24 protein-coding genes are annotated in these 18,300 nt (G+C 40.8%); 8 read left to right on the top strand and 16 right to left on the bottom strand.

Annotated elements, in window-relative coordinates:
- Window positions 1-2: 2 nt before the first annotated feature.
- From kamA to cgeC, 5 genes are all read right to left on the bottom strand, one after another.
- Window positions 3-1,403, bottom strand: a complete 1,401-nt coding sequence (gene kamA, locus C9414_RS08990; RefSeq protein WP_107163457.1) for a lysine 2,3-aminomutase — start codon at window positions 1,401-1,403, stop codon at window positions 3-5.
- A gap of 117 nt (window positions 1,404-1,520) precedes the next feature.
- Window positions 1,521-2,897 (bottom strand): sigma-54 interaction domain-containing protein, encoded by a 1,377-nt coding sequence (locus C9414_RS08985; protein WP_107163456.1) that lies wholly within the window; start codon window positions 2,895-2,897, stop codon window positions 1,521-1,523.
- Entirely contained in the window at window positions 2,858-3,037 is a 180-nt protein-coding gene (locus C9414_RS08980) for a hypothetical protein (RefSeq protein WP_107163455.1), read from the bottom strand. Before C9414_RS08980 ends, C9414_RS08985 begins: the two co-directional genes overlap by 40 nt.
- 5 nt (window positions 3,038-3,042) lie before the next feature.
- On the bottom strand, window positions 3,043-4,338 hold the full coding sequence (locus tag C9414_RS08975; protein WP_107163454.1) for a glycosyltransferase family 2 protein: 1,296 nt from the start codon (window positions 4,336-4,338) through the stop codon (window positions 3,043-3,045).
- A gap of 17 nt (window positions 4,339-4,355) precedes the next feature.
- On the bottom strand, window positions 4,356-4,676 hold the full coding sequence (cgeC, locus tag C9414_RS08970; RefSeq protein ID WP_107163453.1) for a spore maturation protein CgeC: 321 nt from the start codon (window positions 4,674-4,676) through the stop codon (window positions 4,356-4,358).
- A gap of 207 nt (window positions 4,677-4,883) precedes the next feature.
- Between cgeC and C9414_RS08965 the strand changes: the two genes are divergently transcribed.
- Together C9414_RS08965 and C9414_RS08960 are read left to right on the top strand one after the other, a co-directional pair.
- The gene (locus C9414_RS08965; RefSeq protein ID WP_039179354.1) at window positions 4,884-5,285 is read left to right on the top strand and encodes a hypothetical protein; all 402 of its coding nucleotides are present in this window, start codon (window positions 4,884-4,886) and stop codon (window positions 5,283-5,285) included.
- Window positions 5,286-5,300: 15 nt separating this feature from the next.
- The gene (locus C9414_RS08960) at window positions 5,301-6,263 is read left to right on the top strand and encodes a CgeB family protein (protein ID WP_107163452.1); all 963 of its coding nucleotides are present in this window, start codon (window positions 5,301-5,303) and stop codon (window positions 6,261-6,263) included.
- A 29-nt stretch (window positions 6,264-6,292) separates the two neighbouring features.
- Here the strand turns inward: C9414_RS08960 and C9414_RS08955 are convergent, their stop codons facing one another.
- On the bottom strand, window positions 6,293-7,015 hold the full coding sequence (locus tag C9414_RS08955) for an acylneuraminate cytidylyltransferase family protein (protein ID WP_107163451.1): 723 nt from the start codon (window positions 7,013-7,015) through the stop codon (window positions 6,293-6,295).
- A 251-nt stretch (window positions 7,016-7,266) separates the two neighbouring features.
- On the opposite strand from C9414_RS08955, the gene C9414_RS08950 reads away from it, so the two are divergent.
- Complete coding sequence (locus tag C9414_RS08950) at window positions 7,267-8,295, top strand: SDR family NAD(P)-dependent oxidoreductase (protein WP_107163450.1); 1,029 nt, start codon at window positions 7,267-7,269, stop codon at window positions 8,293-8,295.
- A 51-nt stretch (window positions 8,296-8,346) separates the two neighbouring features.
- Here the strand turns inward: C9414_RS08950 and msrB are convergent, their stop codons facing one another.
- Window positions 8,347-8,778: a peptide-methionine (R)-S-oxide reductase MsrB gene (msrB, locus tag C9414_RS08945; RefSeq protein WP_024422719.1), complete on the bottom strand. Its 432-nt coding sequence runs from the start codon at window positions 8,776-8,778 to the stop codon at window positions 8,347-8,349.
- Window positions 8,778-9,311: a peptide-methionine (S)-S-oxide reductase MsrA gene (msrA, locus tag C9414_RS08940; protein WP_047203272.1), complete on the bottom strand. Its 534-nt coding sequence runs from the start codon at window positions 9,309-9,311 to the stop codon at window positions 8,778-8,780. Before msrA ends, msrB begins: the two co-directional genes overlap by 1 nt.
- A 138-nt stretch (window positions 9,312-9,449) precedes the next feature.
- On the opposite strand from msrA, the gene C9414_RS08935 reads away from it, so the two are divergent.
- From C9414_RS08935 to C9414_RS08925, 3 genes are all read left to right on the top strand, one after another.
- Window positions 9,450-9,881 carry a MarR family transcriptional regulator gene (locus C9414_RS08935; RefSeq protein WP_007500780.1) on the top strand — a complete coding sequence of 144 codons (432 nt, stop codon included), beginning with the start codon at window positions 9,450-9,452 and terminating at the stop codon, window positions 9,879-9,881.
- Window positions 9,882-9,935: 54 nt separating this feature from the next.
- The gene (locus tag C9414_RS08930; RefSeq protein ID WP_024422721.1) at window positions 9,936-10,196 is read left to right on the top strand and encodes a hypothetical protein; all 261 of its coding nucleotides are present in this window, start codon (window positions 9,936-9,938) and stop codon (window positions 10,194-10,196) included.
- Window positions 10,197-10,317: 121 nt separating this feature from the next.
- Entirely contained in the window at window positions 10,318-10,983 is a 666-nt protein-coding gene (locus C9414_RS08925) for a DUF4397 domain-containing protein (RefSeq protein ID WP_047203271.1), read from the top strand.
- 31 nt (window positions 10,984-11,014) lie between these two features.
- Here the strand turns inward: C9414_RS08925 and ypmT are convergent, their stop codons facing one another.
- The 7 genes from ypmT to ilvA all read right to left on the bottom strand — a co-directional run bounded on the left by ypmT (window position 11,015) and on the right by ilvA (window position 15,845).
- Window positions 11,015-11,212, bottom strand: a complete 198-nt coding sequence (gene ypmT / locus C9414_RS08920; RefSeq protein WP_024422723.1) for a protein YpmT — start codon at window positions 11,210-11,212, stop codon at window positions 11,015-11,017.
- A 24-nt stretch (window positions 11,213-11,236) separates the two neighbouring features.
- Window positions 11,237-11,803: a YpmS family protein gene (locus C9414_RS08915; RefSeq protein ID WP_041085768.1), complete on the bottom strand. Its 567-nt coding sequence runs from the start codon at window positions 11,801-11,803 to the stop codon at window positions 11,237-11,239.
- Between the two features lie 10 nt (window positions 11,804-11,813).
- Entirely contained in the window at window positions 11,814-12,575 is a 762-nt protein-coding gene (locus C9414_RS08910) for an SGNH/GDSL hydrolase family protein (RefSeq protein ID WP_047203371.1), read from the bottom strand.
- 69 nt (window positions 12,576-12,644) lie between these two features.
- Window positions 12,645-13,235 carry an SCO family protein gene (locus tag C9414_RS08905; protein WP_047203269.1) on the bottom strand — a complete coding sequence of 197 codons (591 nt, stop codon included), beginning with the start codon at window positions 13,233-13,235 and terminating at the stop codon, window positions 12,645-12,647.
- A 23-nt stretch (window positions 13,236-13,258) separates the two neighbouring features.
- Window positions 13,259-14,101 carry a DegV family protein gene (locus tag C9414_RS08900; RefSeq protein WP_047203268.1) on the bottom strand — a complete coding sequence of 281 codons (843 nt, stop codon included), beginning with the start codon at window positions 14,099-14,101 and terminating at the stop codon, window positions 13,259-13,261.
- Between the two features lie 187 nt (window positions 14,102-14,288).
- Window positions 14,289-14,540, bottom strand: a complete 252-nt coding sequence (locus tag C9414_RS08895) for a YpmP family protein (protein WP_024422728.1) — start codon at window positions 14,538-14,540, stop codon at window positions 14,289-14,291.
- Window positions 14,541-14,576: 36 nt separating this feature from the next.
- Window positions 14,577-15,845 (bottom strand): threonine ammonia-lyase IlvA, encoded by a 1,269-nt coding sequence (ilvA, locus tag C9414_RS08890; protein ID WP_025093104.1) that lies wholly within the window; start codon window positions 15,843-15,845, stop codon window positions 14,577-14,579.
- A 181-nt stretch (window positions 15,846-16,026) separates the two neighbouring features.
- On the opposite strand from ilvA, the gene C9414_RS08885 reads away from it, so the two are divergent.
- Window positions 16,027-16,980 (top strand): AAA-type ATPase lid domain-containing protein, encoded by a 954-nt coding sequence (locus C9414_RS08885; RefSeq protein WP_107163449.1) that lies wholly within the window; start codon window positions 16,027-16,029, stop codon window positions 16,978-16,980.
- Window positions 16,981-16,994: 14 nt separating this feature from the next.
- Window positions 16,995-17,633 (top strand): PAQR family membrane homeostasis protein TrhA, encoded by a 639-nt coding sequence (trhA, locus tag C9414_RS08880; RefSeq protein WP_107163448.1) that lies wholly within the window; start codon window positions 16,995-16,997, stop codon window positions 17,631-17,633.
- A gap of 36 nt (window positions 17,634-17,669) precedes the next feature.
- Here the strand turns inward: trhA and C9414_RS08875 are convergent, their stop codons facing one another.
- Complete coding sequence (locus C9414_RS08875; RefSeq protein ID WP_107163447.1) at window positions 17,670-18,293, bottom strand: lysophospholipid acyltransferase family protein; 624 nt, start codon at window positions 18,291-18,293, stop codon at window positions 17,670-17,672.
- Between the last annotated feature and the right edge of the window lie 7 nt (window positions 18,294-18,300).

The following is an 18,300-nucleotide window of genomic DNA, read 5'->3' as shown; positions in this document are numbered from 1 at the left end:
GGCTATTTCTCCTCCTTCACGGTTTGTTCTTTTTTGAGCTGAGCTTGATATTTCTTCTCTTTTAATTCATCCCGTTTTTCACGTTTGTTTTTAAGTGTGTCATGCTCAGGATTTGTCTCATATGCTTCTCTACGTTTCATTCGATTTAAATTCTCAGGCGTAAACGATCTTGCTTCATCCTCAAATAGTGCGGTAATACCAATTGCTGGTTCTTGTTTTTCTTCATAAATTTCATTGAAATACGCATCTGCCTGACCTGCGACGTAATACTCTGGTTCTGGATAAGAGGTGATGACACCTTCAAAGTTACGAAGGACGACTTTGTCAGGGCTTTGCGATAATAAATAATTTGGCTGTAAGGCAATTTTCCCTCCGCCTCCTGGCGCATCTACCACAAAGCTTGGCACTGCATAACCACTCGTATGTCCTCTTAAGCCTTCAATGATTTCAAGCCCTTTTGATACCGGCGTTCTAAAATGGCCAATGCCCTCAGATAAATCACATTGATAAATATAATATGGTCTGACCCGAATCTTCACAAGGTCGTGCATCAGCTTCTTCATAATCGGCACACTGTCGTTAATACCTGCAAGGATGACGGCCTGATTCCCTACAGGGACACCGGCATTCACAAGACGTTCGCACGCTTCCTTTGCTTCTTTTGTAATTTCAATACTTGTGTTGAAGTGAGTATTCAGCCAAACTGGGTGATATTTTTTCAATATCTCGCACAGCTCATCTGTTATACGCTGCGGAAAGACAACCGGCGCGCGGGTTCCAATCCGAATGATCTCAACGTGCGGAATGTCTCGTAAGTTTTTCAAAATGTATTCAAGCACTTGATCATTGATTAACAGCCCATCTCCGCCAGAAATTAACACGTCCCGCACCTCAGGTGTTTCTCTTATATATCCAATGGCAGCATCTAATTGCTTTTTCGGCACACCCATACCAATCTGACCGGAAAAACGTCTTCTCGTACAATAGCGGCAGTACATCGAGCACTGATTTGTCACAAGAAACAGCACGCGATCTGGGTACCTGTGTGTGAGCCCCGGGACAGGTGAGTCCTCATCTTCATGCAGCGGGTCTTCCAGATCATATTTTGTTTTATGAAGCTCTTCTGCAATTGGCACAGATTGCATACGTATTGGACATCTTGGATCGTCTGGATTCATCAGTGAGGCATAGTAGGGTGTTATATTGAGTGGAATGGTTTTGGTGGAGATCTTCACCCCTTCTCGTTCCTCTTCTGTTAAGTTTACGATTTTTTCTAAATCCTCAAGCGTTTTCACGGTATGCGTCAGCTGCCAAATCCAGTCGTTCCACTTTTCCTCAGGTACATCCTTCCAAAGCTCTATGTCCTTCCAGTGACGCGCCGGTTCATACAATTTCTGATTCATATCCATTCCCCCTATCAGCATTCACTTTATACTATGCAAGTTATGTGCCAACATGGGAAAATGCCCCTATTCTTTACAAAAGGAGCTTTACCCGTCATATTCAATTGGATGCTGTGCCTAGATTTCGGCATCTGCATATTTCTTCAGTTTATATTGCAGCGTTTGTCGAGGGATTTTTAAGGCGGCGGCGGTTTTTTTAATATTCCCATTATGCTGATGTAAAGCTTCTTGAATCAATGTTTGTTCAAATGAAGACACTTGAATTTTTAAGGAGGATTCAGATGTTTCCTTTTCCAGTTTTTGCTCACGTAAATGAGCCGGAAGGTATAGAGGGGTGATCTCTTCCGCTTCCTTTGGCATCATCAACACGGCATGCTCTATCGTATGTTTTAATTCTCTAACATTCCCAGGCCAGTGGTGCGCCATAAACAATCGTTTCGTTTCTTCAGAAAGGCATGTGACGTTTTTTGAAAACTGCTGATGATAGGTTTGAATGAAGTGGCGGGATAGCAGCGTGATATCTTGCTTTCTCTCACGAAGCGGCGGAATATGAAAAGATGATACATGCAGTCTATAAAATAAATCTTCTCTTAAAATTTGCTTTTTCACTGCTTCGAATGGGTCCATATTGAGCGCGGTAATGAGCCGAACATCCACTTGAATGGACTTTGCATCACCGATGCGGCGGACAACGCCATCCTCTAACACACGTAATAATTTCGTCTGAAGGGTGAGCGGCATCGCTTGCAGCTCATCAAGAAAAAGCGTGCCCCCATCAGCCAATTCGAAAAGTCCCTTGCGATCGATTGCGCCCGTATAGCTCCCTTTGACAGATCCAAACAATAGACTTTCAAGTAATGTTTCTGGGAGTGCTGCGCAGTTTTGCGGAATAAACACTTGGTTTTTTCGGTCAGATTCATGGACAATGGCTTGAACAAGCACTTCTTTTCCTGTCCCAGTTTCTCCGTAGACAACAACTGATGATGGATAAGCAGCTGCTTTTTTTGCCCTTTCAAGCATTTCTTTTAAAAGCGGATCATTTGTTAAAAATGAAGCAAAATCATGCATTTGTTCTACCCCATCCACGTCATATGTTCGCTTTTTTTGATCTAAACGATTGGAAAGAGCAGACAGCTTGGATACATCTTTTGCGACTTCGACCGCACCTATTAACTCGTTATCTTCAATAATAGGCAATGTCGTGTTCACTGTTTCAATTCTTTCTCCGTTTTTATTCAAATAGGTTTGCAGCGAATGATAAATGGGCTTTCCTGTTCTCAACACATGCATAAGCGTACTTGTTTTTTCAGTTAAAGAGGGATACACATCAAGGATGTACTTGCCAATCACCTCTTCTTTTTGTAAACAGTCAAACTTAGCGGCATTATGATTGTAGAAAATCGTCATCCCTTGATCATCTACAACGTGAATGGCTTCATCGATGGCTTCTAAAATTAATTCAAACCAATCTGCTCTTTCGACAACTTTCCCCATTCTTTCCCCCTCACTTTCAGTGCCAAAAAACCGGCATCAATTGCCGATTTTTCAGCGGCTTGATCATTTCTAAATGGTTCCCTGTCTTTTTCATGTTTCGCTTTTTCCGTTCTACTTCCTGCAAAAATTTTAAAAAGCACCCCTCTTATGAGGAGTGCTTTCGCCCGGATGTCTGATAAAGAGACATATCGAATTCTTGCAGCGATTCCCTATACAGCGGAACAATCGACTTTCCTTCCTGAAATAACGTAAATTGGGACGGGTACAGCTTAATCGGCTGATGATAAAAAGCAAACCGCTTCACCACCTCAGGATCAATACGGCAAAAGGCATGATGCACAAGTAAATAAACATCTTGTTTCCATTTAAACAGCCGCCTGTTTGGCGGACTGAATACAGGAGAAACTTTGATGATATCGCCATCCTCAAATGACTGAAGCTGGTCATTTGAAATCGTATAGGTCTCCTTTGGGTGAAACTGAAAATATTGCACGTCACGTTTTGAAGCAAACCTTCTTTTTTTCTGTTTTTCAATATAAAAGAACGTTTTCCCCTGATCTGCGGTGACAACTGTATAATTGGGTACTGCCAGCTTCTCTTTTATTTCATATTTCATCTCACATAATAGCGGAACACGGATCGCACGCCTGTTCTTTTCATTGATCCAGCGCTTTTCAATTCCATGAAGTTTCCCGTCTGCGATTTGATAATAATCCCCTTCTTTTTCAATGATCGTTCCGTCAATTAAATCATACGGCATACTCGAAAACTGATGATGAAAGGAATGGGGCGTTTTATATGTTGTATCCAGTACAGCTTTTAATGGAAAAAACGAAGCGAAATGATTCAGCCTCATCCAAAAAACAGAATCTGCATGATGCCAGTGCTTTGGCTCATCATCCCAATATTGTCCGTATTTTTCATGAATCAGTGGAAGCAAGCGGCTTCTGTGCATGACCGAACAATGGTCCACTTGAAAGGACGCATGCTCTAAGATTTGATCTGCTTCTCGAACAAAACTCATCGTTTCCACTAAATGCTGATTCACATGCACAACCCGCTGCGAGGAATACACAATATCTATATGAGGCTTCGACCGAAAAACATCCACCATTTTAAGCAAACGATCTTTATGGTACACGGTATCATCGGTTAAATAACAAATGAGCTCACCTGTTATACGGGTTAATGCTTCATTAATAAGCGTCGCATATCGTGCGGTTAACAGCCGTTTTGCCGGATGAACCGTGTGCGAATACAGCTGAATGCGTCCATCACTCAAATAGGGCTGGATCTTTTGAATGGTGCCCTGTTCTGAGCCATCATCCATAATCAAAAGCTCCCAATGCGGATACGTTTGTTCTACCATACTCTTTAACACACGATCAATGAAATCTGGTTTATTGTAGCTTGTTAAAATCACCGATACTTTCATGATCATTATCCTTTTTGATTAGTTTAAAATGCCCCCCAGCTGACAATGTTCACAAAAGGAACACTCACTCTTAGCTGATTTGTCGCGTTTTTAAAGACCGCGACCGTATCAAACAATTGCACGATAACCACGTTTTGAAGTACATCTCCATTGACCAAATGAACACGCGGCACTGGAATGCCAAGCTCAAGCCATGGACGAAGTAATTCTTTGATGTCTGACACATTCTCTTCCTCACTTTCTTCTAAAAGGCGAAGAAGAAGTAAAATCAAGATGACTTCAAGCACTCCTTCCGACTCTAGTAATTCTTCGTTCCAACCATCTAATAATTGTTCAAATTCCATTCATAATCCCTCTCTCTTCACATTTAATCTTTACTAGAGTATGAGCGCCACTTCATTTAGCCTCAGCATTTGAAAACATTTTTAAAAATGTGTGAAGTGATTAATTGAAAAAAAGAATCAGGAATCAGCGTTCTGCTTATGCCAAAAAAAATGAACGGCATATACATAGGGGTGAGTTTGAATTGATGAAGAAAGGATGGGGAAAAAATGAGCGAAAAGCGTGCTGAATTAAAAAAAGAACTATTGAAAGTGTTTTTCAAACCAATTACTCATGCATTAACAGCTAATCTCGAAGAAGGAGGAGTTCAAGTGGAAGAGAAATTGAACGATTTATTAAGTGAAGTGGCAGCTGAGGCATCACCTTCAGATTCTGCTACAACACTCGATGTATCTCAGCCAGCAAGATGGATCTTTGCAAGACTTGCACCAGGAACAGTCATTAGTATTGTCACTGACTCAGGAGATTTAATTGGGCCAGTTCAATTTGTATCATTCGATGCTTCAACAGGTGTTGTATTTGTTACACAAGAAAGCTCTGTCACACCTACCGGCTCAGCAACGACTCTTTTAGATGTAGATAAAGTTGAAAGTGTTACATTCACATCTTAATGTGAGAGGGTCATCATGAAGCTTCTTTATATCAGTTCTGGCTACGGCGGAATCTATCACATGTTTGATCAATGGGTAGAAGAAAGCTTCATTGATTCCCCCTTTTCATTTGTAAAGATTGATAGAGAATCTCTACCCACTAACATGCACAAAATCCGGACATTTTCTCCGGATTTTGTTTTGATGATGATCGGTGATCATGTTCCGAAAGATGTACTTCATCAATTCAAACAAGAAAAAATTCCGATTGTTCTTTGGATGACAGAAGATCCTTTTTATACTGATATATCAGCTGCTTGCGCACGTGATGCTCAGCTTATCTTAACGATTGATGAAGGGATTTTGCCATTTTACAAACAATTAGGCGCCGAAAATACACACTACTTTCCCATTCCGACAAATACACGTGTCTTTCAGAAAAATGAATCACCAGATGAGATGTGCACGTTTGACATTGCACTCATTGGCTACCCTTATCCCAACCGAATCAAAGCCATCGATACACTCTTAAAGCAAAACAAATGGCGTATTCTCGTTGCAGGTAAGGAATGGCACCGTCACTTAAATAAATCACGGAGACATTATCGTGATTTCACCCTTATAACGAATTGGCTGAGTCCTCAGCAAATGGCGGACATCTATCAACAGACAGCGATTGTCCTGAATCCGCATAGGCCGTCTCAATTTGTATATAATAAAAATAAAGCCATGATTCAAAATATGAGCCTCAATAACAGAGCATTTGACATTGCTGCAACTGGAAGTTTTCAATTGACGGATCTACATCCGCCGCCTACTTTTTCAAGCTTTGCTTTTTACAAAGATGAGGACGATTTGATCAAACAGGTGGAATACTATGGATCAAATGCAGGTGAAAGAAAGGCGGCCGCACTGAACAACTACGAGCAAGCCGTTCGCTGGAATACATTTGATACGATGCCGCAAAGGCTTTATGAAATCGTAAAAAGCGCCCTATAACTAGGCGCTTTTTCTTATTGAAGGCCAGCTTATGCATGATCTTCTGCATCTCGGCGAGCCAATAAGACGTGCTCGGCCTCTTTCCGGTCTGCCTCCTGTTTCACCACAAGCGACCGCGTGTGATCCATCATATATGCTCCGACAGACCCTTCTAAAAAGGAATGAATGCATTCTTTGGCATAATGAGCATGAAAAGCATATACCGCACCATTTAGGCGGCCATACGTATATGGCTGCTCATGCTTTGGCATGAAAAAGTAATGATTGTCCTTATATAAAGTAGCTTCATTGTTTTCATGCAGTGTCCAAGTTTCATTTGGGTTTTCTAACGCCTCTGTAAAAGATGCGGTGCAGTCATATCCCCCCTCCACTAAAAGCTGCAAGCACTTCTCGATATCTGCCGGCTGTCTTAGTGGAGACGATGGATGCAGATATAGCACAATATCAAAGGTTTTCCCCTCCCGCTCTAAATAAGCAAGCGCATGCTTCACAGCTACCAGCGACGGCGTTTGTTCTGTTACATGTGTGCTTGGCAGTTCAATCACATTTGCTCCATAGTGAGATGAAATGATTTGCGTATTGACATCCTCTGTGGAGACGATGACTTCATCTAACTCAATCATTTGCAAAAGCGGCTGAATGGTCCAATAGATAAGCGGCCGCTCTGCCAATATGCGTATATGTTCATCATGCTGGCCGTCGTGACTTCTAAATGCAGGTATCATGGCTAAAATACGATTTCCCCTATACATGTCTTCTCTTCTCCCCTCGCTCACAGCTCCCTTACAATTTTCTTCTCTGACCGAGCTGATCGCAGTACTGAAGTAATCAGGTCTCTCGTTTTTCTAGTTAATCTCTTATCTCTCCATATTCTATTAAGACGGCAAGCAGATGGTTATAATTTGTTCACCTAATTTATACATGAAGTGGTTCTTTTCCTCAAACGAATGCCGCTCTTTCACATATGATGCAAAGTAGAGAAATGAGAGTTGGGGGATTAGATATGTCCAATCAGATAGAAACGACTTTGAAGACCTTTTTTCGTGACAAAACGATATTAGTTACAGGCGGAACAGGATCCATCGGCCGGCAAATCGTGAATAAATTAACAAGCTGCTCTCCAAAAAAGGTAATCGTCTTCAGTAAAGATGACAGCAAACAATACATGATGAAAAATGAGTACGCAGATCATCCAGAGGTCGTATTCGCTTTAGGAGATGTCCGGGATGCAAGCCGCGTGAGACAGCTCGTCAAAGGTGTAGATATCATTTTTCATGCAGCGGCCTTAAAACAAGTACCCACTTGTGAAGATAATCCGTTCGAAGCCGTTCAAACGAATATCATCGGCGGGCAGCACGTCATTGAAGCCGCCCTCGAACATGAAGTGAGTCATGTTGTCAACATTTCAACTGACAAAGCAGTTTCTCCGACTAATGCCATGGGTGCAACAAAATTGATTTCAGAAAAATTATTTTTCCAAGCAAACGAAAGTATTCCGAATCAAAAAACCAAGTTTTGCTCTGTACGCTTTGGCAATGTGCTTGGATCTAGAGGTTCCGTCATTCCGATCATGCTCCAGCAGCTATTAAATGAAAAACCTTTAACCGTGACTGATCCTCATATGACACGTTTTTTTATGTCCATTGAAGAAGCTGTTTCCCTCACACTTCAAGCAGCAATCATGATGAAAGGCGGCGAAACTTTCATTCTCAAGATGGAGTCCTTACAGCTTGCCGATCTCTTAAAAGCATTTCATGAATATGCCGCCCAAATCAATGCTAAATCTCCAGATGTACTTGTAGTCGGAAAAAGACCTGGCGAAAAGCTTCACGAGGAGCTCACATTCCCGCACGAAGCAGATGCACTCTTTGAACATGAACAATTTTATGCCATTTTACCGAGACCACATTTGAACCCTGCCTTTCAAAAAGTCGACTTAACGAATTACACCTCAAAAGAAGCACCGCTCATTACAAAAGAAAAGCTGTTCCACATCATCGAACAATTACATCATACACACCATAAAAAATAAAAAATCGTCACACGGAAGCAAATGCTTTCCATGTGACGATTTTTAAATGAATCAATCAAATAGATGTTTCAAATCCCCATAGCCTTCTTTTTCAAGATCATCCTTTGGGATAAACTTCAAAGCGGCTGAGTTAATACAATACCGAAGACCGTTTGGCCCTGGTCCATCAGGAAAAACGTGGCCAAGATGAGAATCAGCTGTTTTGCTGCGAACCTCTGTCCGCACCATTCCATGACTCGTATCAACCTTCTCTGCCACTTCTTCCTCTTCAAGCGGTTTTGTAAAACTTGGCCAGCCGCAGTGGGCATCAAACTTATCTAAAGAAGAAAACAGCGGCTTACCTGAAATGATATCCACATAAATACCTTCTTCTTTATGATCCCAAAATTCATTTTGAAATGGCGGCTCTGTACCATTATTTTGAGTGACTTCATACTGCATGCGGTTTAATTCTTTTATACGCTTTTCTTTTTCATTTGCCATTATTTATCACTCCAATGGGACTCAATAAAACCGGCTCTGCCCGAACCGACATGATATCGTTCGTAGTGCATTTTGTTTTTCTTATAATAATGCTGATGATATTCCTCTGCTGGATAAAAAGGACCTGCATCTAAAATTTCTGTCACGATTGGCTTTTTGAAAACCCCGCTTTGGCTCAGCTGCTCTTTCGATGCTTCCGCTAGCTTTCGCTGCTCGTCATGATGAACATAAATACCAGTACGGTAAGATTCTCCTCTATCACCAAATTGCCCACCATCGTCTGTTGGGTCTATTTGCTGCCAATACAGTTCTAGCAGCTTCTCATACGGGAACACGTCAGGATTAAACGTGATTTGAACCGCTTCTCTATGTCCCGTTGTATTTGTACATACTTCCTCATAGGTCGGATTCACTGTATGTCCGCCAGTATACCCTGATTCAACTTTGATAATGCCCGGCTGTTCATCAAAAGGTTTAACCATACACCAGAAGCAGCCTCCTGCAAATGTGGCTAATTCTTGTTTTTCAGACATATTAGTGCCCCCTTCATTTAAAAAATGGTATCATCATATTATAACATGATAAAAAATAATGAAAATGATACGACTTGTATACCTAAAATAAAAGAAAGCATTCTGTCGTATCTTTAAAATATAATGGGGGTTTAATGATTGGAACAAAGAAAACAAATGATGTACGAAATGGACACTTTACTGAGAACCGTATTTAAGCAGATCCGTTATGAAATTAACAGCCTGCTCGAAAACGAATTATCTCGGAATGAATTTCTTATTTTAAATCTGCTCCGTGAGCAAGGTGCAAAAAAAGTAACGGAATTCGCTTCCATTCTTGGAGTGTCGGCAAGTCATATTACCGCTGTGACTGACACACTCGTAGAAAAAGGCTGGATCACCCGTATCCGTTCAAAAGAGGATCGTCGCATCATCAAAATCCACTTAACCGATAAGGGTAAGGAAATTACTGAGCATTTTGAGAAAAAGAAAACAGAATACTTTATGGAGCGATTTGAGTCATTTGATGACGAAGAACTAAAAACGATGATCAAATTATTTAAAAAGCTGGATAAAAGTCAAAAGGATTAAGCATAGATTTTAGCGCTTAGGACATGCTACGGATAAAAAGAGGTGGAATGAACCATGACTAGCCCTTATCTTTGTCCAAACTGTAAAACAAACAGAACGCGCTTTAATCTCATTGAGCAGCTTTCAGAACCTGTAAAGCTAGATCCAGCGACAGGAGCAGTTGTTGAAAGATACGAAGGAGAGCAGCTGTCCCCTTTTCACTTGAGCTATCAAGGTCCTCAAATGAAGGTCCAGTGCGGCGTTTGTGGTTTAATTGAGGATGAAAAAACGTTCATTAAACTAGCTGAATATCATCAATATTCTTCTCCTTCTTAACATGCCGGCCTGACGGAATACGTCAGGCTTTTTTCTTTGCTTCTTTTGCCTATACAGATCGTCTTTTTCATGCATACGCTACAAAAAACACCATTTGTATAAGAAAGAAGGGATCGATGACATGCAGCAGCTCTTTTATCATGACTTTCCATATCGGCCATTCACTGCCGCCTATGAGCATCTTCAAAGCAGCCCTTCATCAAAAGCCTTTATTCGATTATTTCACGCTGCACCAGATCTCAGTGAGCTTGCTGTTTATGTGAACCGGAAGCAGCTGATGAAAACAATGCCTTACAGCCATTTGACCGCTTATACGGAATGGGATGAGGGAATGTATGAAATAGAAGTGTTCAAACTGGCTACAAATGAAAAAATTCTTCATTCTCGCATTCAATTTAAGAGTGGCGAGGTCTATACACTCTGTATCACAGGTGCTCGTGCAGGCTTTGCACTGCTGACTGAGCAGCAGACTACTTTGATCAAACAAGAAGACCTGTCAGCACTTACATTTGTACAGCTGTCTCCAGACCTTCCTTCCATAGATATATATGAACGAGACCAAGGGATCATATCGAAGGAACTTGATTATGTAAACAGTACCCACATTCATCATTTCTCCCCGAATAAATATCATTTTGAATTGAAAGCCACCGGCACTCAAAGTGTACTGCTTGATATCCCCAAAGTTCATTTGCAAACAAAGCGCGCATACCTGATTCTGCTTCATGGATTTGCTAACGGAGAACCTGAACTTATGGCGAAGGTCGTCTTGTCTCAGCAACTATAAAAAAGAGCCTTTCCTCAATGGAAAAGGCTCTTTAAGAGACATCTTCAGCTTTTTCTTGCTTTTGAAAATCAAAAGCAAGAATCATCGTGCCTAGAAATAATGCACAGTAGGCAATATTTAAGTAAAACTGATCGATATTTTCTGCTTTTAAAGCATTGGCAGCTGTTATGCCAAAGTACGCAGCAAATAAAAACGACAGTAAACTAAAATATTGATAGACTCGCTTCATGATTTCACTCCTGACTCACACGTTCTATTGCTTTGGATGATAATATGAGAATTCAATTTCATCGTTCTGTAGATCAATTTTGTTCGCTTTGACATACATATCATTCGTCAACGGCATTTCTGAAAGGCGCACTTCAACCGTTTTTTGATCCGGTTTAACATGAACGAATTCTGGCAACTCATAGAACTGACCCATGTAGCTTAAAACAAAACTAATCGGAATGCTCAATTGTCCAATTGAAAAGTCATCCACTTTCAAAAGCACATCACCATTATCTTCAACAGTTGGCGTAAATGAGACGTTTGCATCAATCGTCGAAGAGAAAGCTTTAATTGCGCCTGTTACTTTCACATCTTGATCGATCGCTACATGAAAGTCTGGCATATCATTTGATCCTTGATTTTTCAAATAATCATTCACAAAGCTGGTGAGCGATTCTTTTGAGCTGGATATATTAAAAGCATATTCGCTTTTCACTTCTTTGGTTGAAGCGGATTGACCGCCTGGTAGCAGCATTAAAATACCGCAGGCAATCACAATCAATAGATTGATTGCAAGTAAAATAAAAAATAAGCTTTTCCATTTTTTCATCTATTTCACCCTATTCCTTCGGCAGTCCTTCTTTTTTCACTTCGGAGAATAAACGATTTGCCATAAGAGAGTACCCCTTTTGGTTTGGGTGGAAATCATCATCTGCCAGTAATTTTTCATCAGAACCTTCTTCAAATAAATCTGCTACATTAATCATATCCGCATTGCCGTCTTTTTTGAGTTCCTTTTTGGCAGCGGCATTCCAGTCTTTGACGACTTCATCAATATCTCGCAGCTCAGACAAACTGAACTTAAAAGGATTGTACATGCTGACATACATGATTTTCGCATGGTCATTCTGTTCTCTCAGTTGAGCAAGAATGGTTTTAAAGCGCTCCTCAAAAGGACCCTGCTCTTTTTTAAAAGGAGCAAACGTCAAATTAAGCACATTTTGACGGACAACATGCATGAGATCATTCCCGCCGATTGTAAAGAAAATATAATCAGCGTCTTTCAGTCCGTCCTGCACCTTTTTTTCTTTTAATCTTTTTAACAAATCTACTGTTCTACTGCCTTTAATGGCATAGTTTTTTAATGTGACAGATTGCACGCCGTCCACCGCTTCTATCTTGTCACGGGTCATGCCTGCATAGCCTTTTTTATCTTGATCTCCGATTCCTTCTGTTAAGGAATCTCCAACCGCTGCGATGGTAATATGTTCTTTTACGTTTTGTGTGTCTTCTAGTTTATCCTTTATGCCAGCCTCTTGCGCGGAACATGCAGAAAGAACAAAAGCTAGAGACATCACAATCAAAATCAAACGAGCCTTCAAACGATGATGTCCCTCCTTTTTCTGATTAAAAAAGTGTATCATGTTTTCGCCCATTTGAACATCCTTATGCTAGCTTCGGTTCAGCGTTTTGATGTCCTTGATGATGTCATCATAAGGTGTGTTTTGCACGCCATCATAATTTTTCATCACTTTCCCTTCTTGATTAACAAGGAAAAACAGGGACTGATGAATCACTTGGTCTTCATCTTCAGGTTTTTTGACAATGGTCTTAAAGCTTTTCATTGCGAATTTTTCGATTTCTGACTGTGAATATCCCGTGAGAAAATCCCAATTTTTAAAGGACAATGGATAGGCTTTTGCAAATTCTTTTAGCTTTTTCGGTGAATCGACCTCTGGGTCCACACTAAAGGAAATGATATGCGCATCCAATTTTTCTTCTTTTAACCGTTTTTGCAGCTCTGTCATATGAGCGGTCATCGGCGGACAGATCGTTTCACAGCTTGTGAAAATAAAATCTGCTACCCATACTTTCCCCTTCAAATCATCCAATGACACCTTTTGACTATCTTGGTTTTCAAACTCAAACGGCTCTATTTGATAATTTAACGCATCCTTGATTTGTCCATTTGAACATGAGACTAAAAGAAGCACGCTTATCATCATAAGCGCACCAAGCAAGGCTCCCCTTTTTCTATCCATGATATGCCCATCCCCTTTTTCCATCAATCGGTATAAAAAGTAAAGCCTATTGCGCCCTTTCCGGTATGACACGAAATAATCGGTGTTGTGTAGGCAATGTCAATCAATGCTTCAGGTGTGTGATCAAGCAGCGCTTGTTTTAGCTTTTCAGCGAGTTCTAATGCATCTGCATGTGCAATCCCAATGGCTTGAACTGTTTTCCCCTTCACCGCCTGTACATACTGTTTTGTCAGATGCCGGACAAGCGCAGAATAGCTTCTCACATTCGCTTCTGGCGTATATACCCCGTCTGTTAAGCTGGCAATTGGTTTGATGTGAAGAAGTGAGCCGATCAGCGCCTTTCCTCTTCCAATTCTGCCGCCTTTGACGAGATTTTCTAATGTATCGATTGTGACATATAGCTTTGTTTGAAGACGGATTTTATCTAATTCTGTGATAATGTCTTCACGGCTTGCACCCTTTTTGGCTAGTTCTGCTGCTTTGATGACTTGAAATCCTAATCCATAGGAAATAAAATTCGAATCAATCACCGTGATGTTTCCATCTACCATTTTCGAAGCGCTTTCAGCAGTTTGAACAGTACCACTCATCCCGCCAGTTAAATGGATACTGATCACTTCACTTCCATCTGCCGTCAGCTTTTCATATAATTCGACGAATTGACCGATCGCAGGTTGAGACGTTTTCGGCAGTTCCTCAGCGGCCTCCATTTTTTCAATAAATTCATCTGGCTGTATATTCACTCGGTCAATATAATCAACTCCAGAAATGGAGATATTGAGCGGAATCACGTGAATGGAAAGATCATTGATTTTGTCTTGCGGAAGGTCCACAGTTGAATCTGTTACAATTTTAATTTGTTTCACTATCGTCTCATCCTTGCTGTCTTAGTCTTTACTTATGATATTACCTTATTTCCTGCACACTTGAAAACAACTGACCTAACGTTTTTGAAATTGTCACAATTTCTTCTAGTCACGAAAAAAATCCTTGCCAAACTGAGCAGCAGCCGTTTCAAAATGGCTGCTTACCCCTTTTGACAAAGATTCCTGCTTACGCATTGTGTTTCAGTGTAGGCTCCTGATAGATCTGTTCATATGTGCTCCACTTGACGTTACGTTTCACATCCTCTCTGAAAGAGTACACAGCTCTCTTTCCTTTAGATACATAGACTTTTTTCAAGAAAGCTTCAAGTCTAAAGGTGAGCATAAAACGATACGTCTCATCTCCCTTTAGAACAGGGACTTCTGTTACCTTGATCTGAGCTCCATCCATCCGTCTAAAACATATTGTTTTGAGCAGCACAAACGATCAATCCTCTTTTCCAATTATCTGTTAAGCCTAAATAAATAGGTGGAATAAATCTTGATCTTTATTTACTTCAACATAGTGGAAGCCTTTTTTATCCATCCGCTCAATCAGCGCGGCATAGTCATCTCTTTCTTTCAATTCGATGCCGACAAGCGCAGGGCCTTTGCTTCGGTTATTCTTTTTCGTATATTCAAAGCGTGAGATATCGTCATTTGGTCCTAACACTTCATCTAAGAATTCTCGAAGTGCTCCTGCTCTTTGCGGGAAATTGACAATGAAGTAATGTTGAAGCCCTTCATAGATCATTGAGCGTTCTTTGATTTCCTGCATTCTGCCGATGTCATTATTTCCTCCACTGACAATACAGACAACATTTTTGCCTTTAATCTCCTCGCGATGGGCATCTAATGCTGCGATCGGCAATGCGCCTGCCGGTTCTGCTACAATCGCACATTGATTATACAGCTCCAAAATTGTTGTACATACTTTCCCTTCTGGTACTAGACTGATTTTATCGACAACAGACTGAAGCGATGTAAACGTCTTTTCGCCAATCCGCTGAACCGCTGCTCCGTCTACAAACTTATCAATCGAATCAAGTGTCACAACCTCGCCCTTCTCATGTGACGCATGCAGTGAAGCTGCGCCAAGCGGTTCGACTGCAATGATTTCGGTTTCTGGTGAGATATTTTTGATATATGTACCAACACCAGATAACAGACCTCCACCTCCGACACTTGCAAATAAAAAGTGAGGCTCCACTTCGATATCATTTAATATTTCGACAGCAGTCGTTCCTTGTCCTGCCATCACATCCAAATCATCAAACGGATGGATAAATTCGCGCTTTTCTTCATCTCCGCATTTTACGGCTTCATGATATGAATCATCAAACGTATCTCCGGTTAAAATAATTTCAACATATTCTTTTCCGAACAGCTCCACTTGGGATACTTTTTGCCTTGGCGTCGTAGCAGGCATAAAGATTTTCCCGTGGATGCCTAAATATTTACAAGAATAGGCAACACCCTGCGCGTGATTTCCAGCACTTGCACAGACAATGCCATTTTCTAGTTTATCTTTTGGAAGTTGGCTCATTTTATTAAAAGCGCCTCTTAATTTAAAGGAACGAACTACTTGAAGATCCTCTCTTTTTAAGTAGACATTACATTCATATCGTTCAGAAAGTCGCTCATTTTTTTGAAGTGGTGTATGAATGACTACATCCTTCAAATTTTGATGGGCTTTTAAGATGTCTTTCACTTGAATTAGCGTATTTTCTTTGAGCAACGGTTTCATGTACAAGATCCTTTCTCTTTAACCTTATTTAATTTGTCATTATAACATGAATATTCAAAAAATAAACCAATAGATCACGGATCCATCATAAATTTTATAAACTTTTTCGTTTTCCTGTACATTTGTTTTAATTGGGTGTTACAATTGAACCAATTAGAACCACAAAGAAAGGAACCACCTCATGGCCACACAATCGATCACGTCTATATATGGAGATCATCAAGACATCAAGCATGCAATTCATCTGGCAAAACAATTCTCAGGAAACGAGCAGCCTGTCTTAATAACAGGAGACATCGGCACAGGCAAAACGCTATTCGCCCAAGAAATGGCGAACGCATCACTGACACACATGTATTGCCCCATCTTGAATGAAGAAACCTTACAAAAAGCCTTCACAGAAAAAAACAATCAAATTCTTTATTTAGATGAAATCGGTGCATTAAGTATTTCTATGCAGCACCAGGTCATTCACTTTCTAGAAACGTCACCTGCAACAAAAGTAATCGCTTCTTCGTCTTTATCAATAGAGGCACTCAGGGTTTCTTCTACCTTTTTACCCGAGTTGTTTTATCGTCTGAATGTTCTTCATTTGGCCCTTCCGGCTTTAGCTGAACGAAAAACAGACATTCCTGTGTTAACAAATGCTTTCTTTCAAGAGCTGAACATGGCTCCTGACATTGATCCAAGTGTTTGGGAAGCCTTGCAGCAGTATCCATTTGAAGGAAATGTGCAAGAGCTCAAAAATATCGTTCATTACGCTGCATCCATACTCGAGGGCCAAACGGTATTTTTACATCATTTACCTCCCTTTGTGTTAGCACCTCTTCCATCAGCCGTGAAAGGTAAAAAGGAAGAACACCAGCTTACACTAATGGAAAAACAAGAGTTTGTTTTCTTGCTGGAAGCCATTAAATCTCTCAATGAAAAAGGAGAAGCAGCCAGTAGACGCATCTTGTCTGAACTAAGCAAGCAAGGAGACATTCCGCTCACCCCTCAGCAGGTGAGAAACCGCTTAGATGATCTTGAGAAAAAAGCATACGTGACAAAAGGAAAAGGCAGAGCCGGAACAAAGATTACACTTGAAGGTCTTTCATTCCTGAAGTCGCTTGATGGTTATATACCGGTTCAATAAAAGGAGGACATCCATTGTTTACTGTAAAAGAAGAAATTGCAAACGCCATTACACATGGCATTGGTGTTATTTTATCCATCCCAGCCATTGTGTTTCTCGTCTTATTCGCTGTTCAATACGGCACAGTCACAGAAATTATCAGCTTTTCGATATTTGGCGCATCCATGCTGCTGCTCTATTTAAGTTCAACCTTGCTTCATAGCATTCGGCACAAAAAAACAAAAGATATTTTTGAAATCCTCGACCACTCGGCTATTTATGTATTGATTGCTGGTACATATACACCCTTTTTACTTGGACCACTAAAAGGTGCACTCGGCTATACGCTCCTTGCGATTGTATGGGCGCTTGCTGCTGGTGGGATTGTCTTTAAAATCTTTTTCGTCAAACGCTTTATTATCGTATCTACCCTCGTCTATTTATTAATGGGCTGGATGATTATCATTGCCATCAAACCGCTTTATATCCAATTAACAGGTGCAGGATTTGGACTCTTACTGTTAGGCGGTATATTATATTCAGTCGGAACCATCTTTTATATTTGGCGGAAAATCCCCTATCATCATGCGATTTGGCACAGCTTTGTTCTCGGCGGCAGTGCATCGATGTTCTTCTGTATTTTATTCTATTGCGTAAACATTCCTGCTGCATAAAAAAACCAGCATCCACTATTCGGATGCTGGTTTTTTCTATGCGCGCTTTTGTGCGTAATCACTGATCATGACAGGAGCTTTAATATGAATATCGACATTAACAGGACGCATTCTTTTCACAAACTTCCCCGTTAAAAGACGATCCGTTCCGCTCGTTTCAATCGGTACAAGCGGGCAATCGAATTCTTCAGCAAGCGCCTCTGCAACATGACGATACTCTTCTGAAAGCAGTAGACTCTGCCCAGACATGATTCTTTCCTTTGCTTCTTCTAATAAAACCTCATCCGTTTGATTCTGGTGAATGACCGCCATTTTTTTCAGCCATTGTTTTAAAATCGGACACCGAAAGAGCTTCGGCTTTGCCATGAAAGCAAATGGCTGCTCAAGGTGGCCGATCAATAATGTCGTCGTGACTGGATTCAGCTCTTTTGTGACATAAATAACCGGCCCATCTGGCAGTTTCTTTTGCTGATGAATGGTCATGACTGATCCTGATTGGTCAATACATCCCCGGGCAAACCTTTTTGCATGCTCATGAATGAGATGCATTCGTTTCGTATAGGAAATGCGTGGATCCGTTAATTCATGATCGTACAAATGCCTCATACTTTTTAAAAAGGATACAACAACATAAATCGTTAAAAACCAATAACGAAACAACCGTACT

Origin of the sequence: Bacillus sp. Nf3, assembly GCF_003028545.1 — a bacterium.
Taxonomy (GTDB): domain Bacteria; phylum Bacillota; class Bacilli; order Bacillales; family Bacillaceae; genus Bacillus; species Bacillus safensis.
The sequence above is the reverse complement of the archived record's forward strand: the minus strand, read 5'-3'. Positions and strand labels throughout refer to the sequence as shown.